Origin of the sequence: Streptococcus sp. 27098_8_103 (assembly GCF_041432345.1) — a bacterium.
Taxonomy (GTDB): Bacteria; Bacillota; Bacilli; order Lactobacillales; family Streptococcaceae; genus Streptococcus; species Streptococcus mitis_BV.
Genome location: NZ_JAPVZK010000055.1, coordinates 1 through 3386 on the forward strand (window position 1 = coordinate 1; position 3386 = coordinate 3386).

Annotated in this window: 3 protein-coding genes; all 3 read right to left on the reverse strand. The window is 44.6% G+C overall.

The window, feature by feature from the left end; translation table 11 throughout:
* Window positions 1–40: 40 nt before the first annotated feature.
* Genes gatB through gatC form a run of 3 tightly spaced genes read right to left on the reverse strand, consistent with a single transcriptional unit; the run spans window position 41 to window position 3251 of the window.
* Complete coding sequence (gene gatB, locus O3599_RS09780) at window positions 41–1483, reverse strand: Asp-tRNA(Asn)/Glu-tRNA(Gln) amidotransferase subunit GatB (protein ID WP_247939914.1); 1443 nt, start codon at window positions 1481–1483, stop codon at window positions 41–43.
* Complete coding sequence (gatA, locus tag O3599_RS09785; RefSeq protein WP_247939915.1) at window positions 1483–2949, reverse strand: Asp-tRNA(Asn)/Glu-tRNA(Gln) amidotransferase subunit GatA; 1467 nt, start codon at window positions 2947–2949, stop codon at window positions 1483–1485. Before gatA ends, gatB begins: the two co-directional genes overlap by 1 nt.
* Window positions 2949–3251, reverse strand: a complete 303-nt coding sequence (gene gatC, locus O3599_RS09790; RefSeq protein WP_000705419.1) for an Asp-tRNA(Asn)/Glu-tRNA(Gln) amidotransferase subunit GatC — start codon at window positions 3249–3251, stop codon at window positions 2949–2951. The genes gatA and gatC overlap by 1 nt, the downstream gene beginning before the upstream one ends.
* Window positions 3252–3386 lie beyond the last annotated feature (135 nt).

Sequence of the window (3386 nt, forward strand, 5' to 3'; positions counted from 1 at the left end):
GGGAGAAAAAACCAACCTCAGGGCTGGTTTCTTTTACATATTACTCTTCTTTCAACTTTGCTAATTCTTGGGCAAGGAGTTTAAGGGCGACTTGTGGGTTGGCTTGGCCTTTGGTTGCTTTCATAAGGAAGCCTGTGAAGGCCTTGTCTGCGTTGCGTTTGCCTGACTTGAAGTCGGCAACAGCAGCTTCGTTATCGGTGAAGACTTGGTGGATGATTGGAATCAAAATATCCGGATCTGAGATTTGAACCATACCTGCTTTCTCCACGTATTCACGCGCGCCACCGCCATTTTTAGCAAGGTGGACAAAGACTTTCTTGGCAATCTTAGATGAGATGGTACCGTCTTCGATGATGGCAATCATTTCAACCAAGTTTTCTGGTGTCAATTCGATTTGTTTCAGTGTCTTGCCTTCAGCATTCAAGAACTGAGCGACTTCTCCTTGGAGCCAGTTAGAAACTTGTTTAGCATCACCACCGAGAGCCACAGCTTTTTCAAAGAAATCAGAAGTGACTTTGTTTGCAGTCAACTGGCTAGCATCGTAGTCTGACAAGCCAAGGTCAGATACATAACGCGCACGGCGTTCTTTTGGAAACTCTGGCAATTCAGTACGCATTTCCTCAATCCACTCATCTGAGATTTCAAAAAGAGGTAGGTCTGGTTCTGGGAAGTAGCGGTAGTCTGCAGCCCCTTCCTTGACACGCATGAGAATGGTTGCTTTATTAGCTTCATCGTAACGGCGTGTTTCTTGACGGATTTGACCACCTGAACGAAGGATTTCGGCTTGACGTTGAACTTCATATTCAAGACCTTTGCGAACGTTTGAGAAGGAGTTGAGGTTCTTCAACTCAGTTTTGGTACCGAATTTTTCTTGACCATAAGGGCGAAGAGAGATATTGGCATCCACACGCATAGAACCTTCTTCCATCTTAACGTCAGAAATACCAGCATACTGGATAACTTCCTTGAGAGCTGTTAGGTAAGCATAGGCTTCTTCTGGTGAACGCATGTCAGCTTCAGATACAATCTCAATCAATGGCACCCCTTGGCGGTTGAGGTCAACATAAGAGTAACCATCTGTACCATGGGTATTTTTACCTGCATCTTCTTCCAAGTGAGCGCGTTCGATACCGATTTTCTTGGTCGTACTGTCTTCTAGCTCGACTTCAATCCAGCCGTTATAACCGATTGGCTCATCAAACTGAGAAATTTGGTAGGCTTTGGGATTATCAGGGTAGAAGTAGTTTTTGCGGTCAAAGTGCATCTTTTTGTGGATGTCCATGTTGAGGGCAAGAGCAGCCTTGATACCGGCATCGACAACACCTTTATTGAGAACTGGCAGAACTCCTGGGAAGGACCAGTCAATCACGTTGGTGTTGGCATTTTGGTCATTTCCAAAGTGGGCAGAAGTAGGTGAGAAGATTTTTGAATTGGTGTTGAGCTCTACGTGGACTTCAAGTCCAATGACTGTTTCAAAGTTCATTAGTTGTCACCTCCAAAAATCACGGGTTGTTGTTTGTGGTAGTCTGTTGTTGCTTCAAAAGCAGCAGCAGCTTGGTAAATGGTTTCCTCAGAATACTTAGGACCAATCAATTGGAGACCGACAGGTAGTCCTTGAGAGAATCCAGCAGGAATCGAAATTCCAGGCAGTCCTGCCAAGTTTACAGGTATAGTCAAGAGGTCAGCCAAGTACATGGCAACTGGGTCATGGTTGAGTGAGTCCAAGTCATAAGCAACACTTGGAGCAGTTGGACCCAAAATCAAGTCGTAATCCGCGAAGACTTTTTCGAAATCTTGGATGATGAGAGTACGGACTTGACCAGCCTTCTTGTAGTAAGCATCGTAGTAACCTGATGAAAGACTGAATGTACCGAGCATGATACGGCGTTTAACCTCTTCACCAAAACCTTGGCTACGGCTGTTTACATAGATTTCATCAAGGTTGGTTGCATCTTCTGCACGATAGCCGTAACGGATACCGTCAAAACGTTGCAGGTTTGAGGAAGCTTCTGATGAAGCGATGATGTAGTAAACGGCAACACCGTATTTAGAGTGAGGAAGGCTGACTTCTTCAACGATAGCACCAAGTTTCTCAAAGTGCTTAGCAGCATTAAGAATGGTTTCCTTAACCTCTGGGTCAATCCCTTCACCAAGGTATTCCTTAGGCAAAGCGATTTTCATACCCTTGATGTCTTGGTCGATTTTTGAAGTAAAGTCGGCAATTCGGACAGGAGCAGAAGTAGAGTCTTTGGCATCTTCGCTGGCAATAGCGTTGAGTAAGAGGGCATTTTCCTTAACAGTTGGTGCGAAAGGTCCGATTTGATCTAATGAGCTACCGAAGGCAATGAGACCGAAACGAGAAACTGTTCCGTAGGTTGGTTTGAGACCAACGATTCCGTTGAAGGTAGCAGGTTGGCGGATAGAGCCACCAGTATCAGAACCAAGTGACAAGCGGACTTGTCCTGAGGCTACAGCTGCAGCAGAACCACTTGATGATCCACCAGGGACCTTGCTGTGGTCCCAAGCATTTTTAGTGGCACCGTAGTGTGAAGTCTCACCTGAACCACCCATGGCAAATTCGTCCATGTTGGTCTTTCCGACGACAATCATGCCTTTCGCTTTTGCATTGGCAACGGCTGTCGCATCAAAGATTGGCTCATAGTTGTAGAGCATTTTTGAGGCAGCAGTTGTGAGAATACCATCTGTAGAGATATTATCTTTAACTGCAAGTGGAATTCCTGAAAGGACATTATCAGCATCAATTCCAGCTTCATCAATGGCTTTGGCTTGAGCAAGAGCCTGCTCTTCAGCGATGGTAACAAAAGCGTTGATAGTGGTCTCGCGAGACTTGATATCTTCAAGTGTTGCTTGTGTTAATTCAGTTGCTGAAATTTCCTTAGAGACAAGGAGATTGTGCAAGTCTTCAATGGTTTTATTGTTGAAAGTCATTAGGCATCTCCTCCATCGTCTAGGATAGCTGGTACCTTGATATAGTAGTTGTCTTTTTCAGGTACGTTTTTAAACAAGCGATCACGGTCTGTTCCTTCTTCGGCCACATCAGGGCGTAGAACAGTCTTGCGGTCAGCCATAGTTGTAGTTGGTGCGACACCAGTTGTGTCAACTTCGCCCAGCAACTCAACCATGTCAACAATCTTAGATAAGGTTGTCGCAAAGGCAGCAGTTTCTTCTTCAGAGAATCTTAATTTTGAAAGATTGGCAACGTGTGTTACCTCTTCTTGCGTAATTTTCATCTTGCATCCTTTCGTGAAATGATGATTTTTAGTCTGTTCTATTTTACCATATTTTCCTATAAATAAGGGAAGGAAAGATGAAAAAAGACAGGTATAGGATGGAGGGTAACTTCTCAAAGTAACTTCCACTTGCCT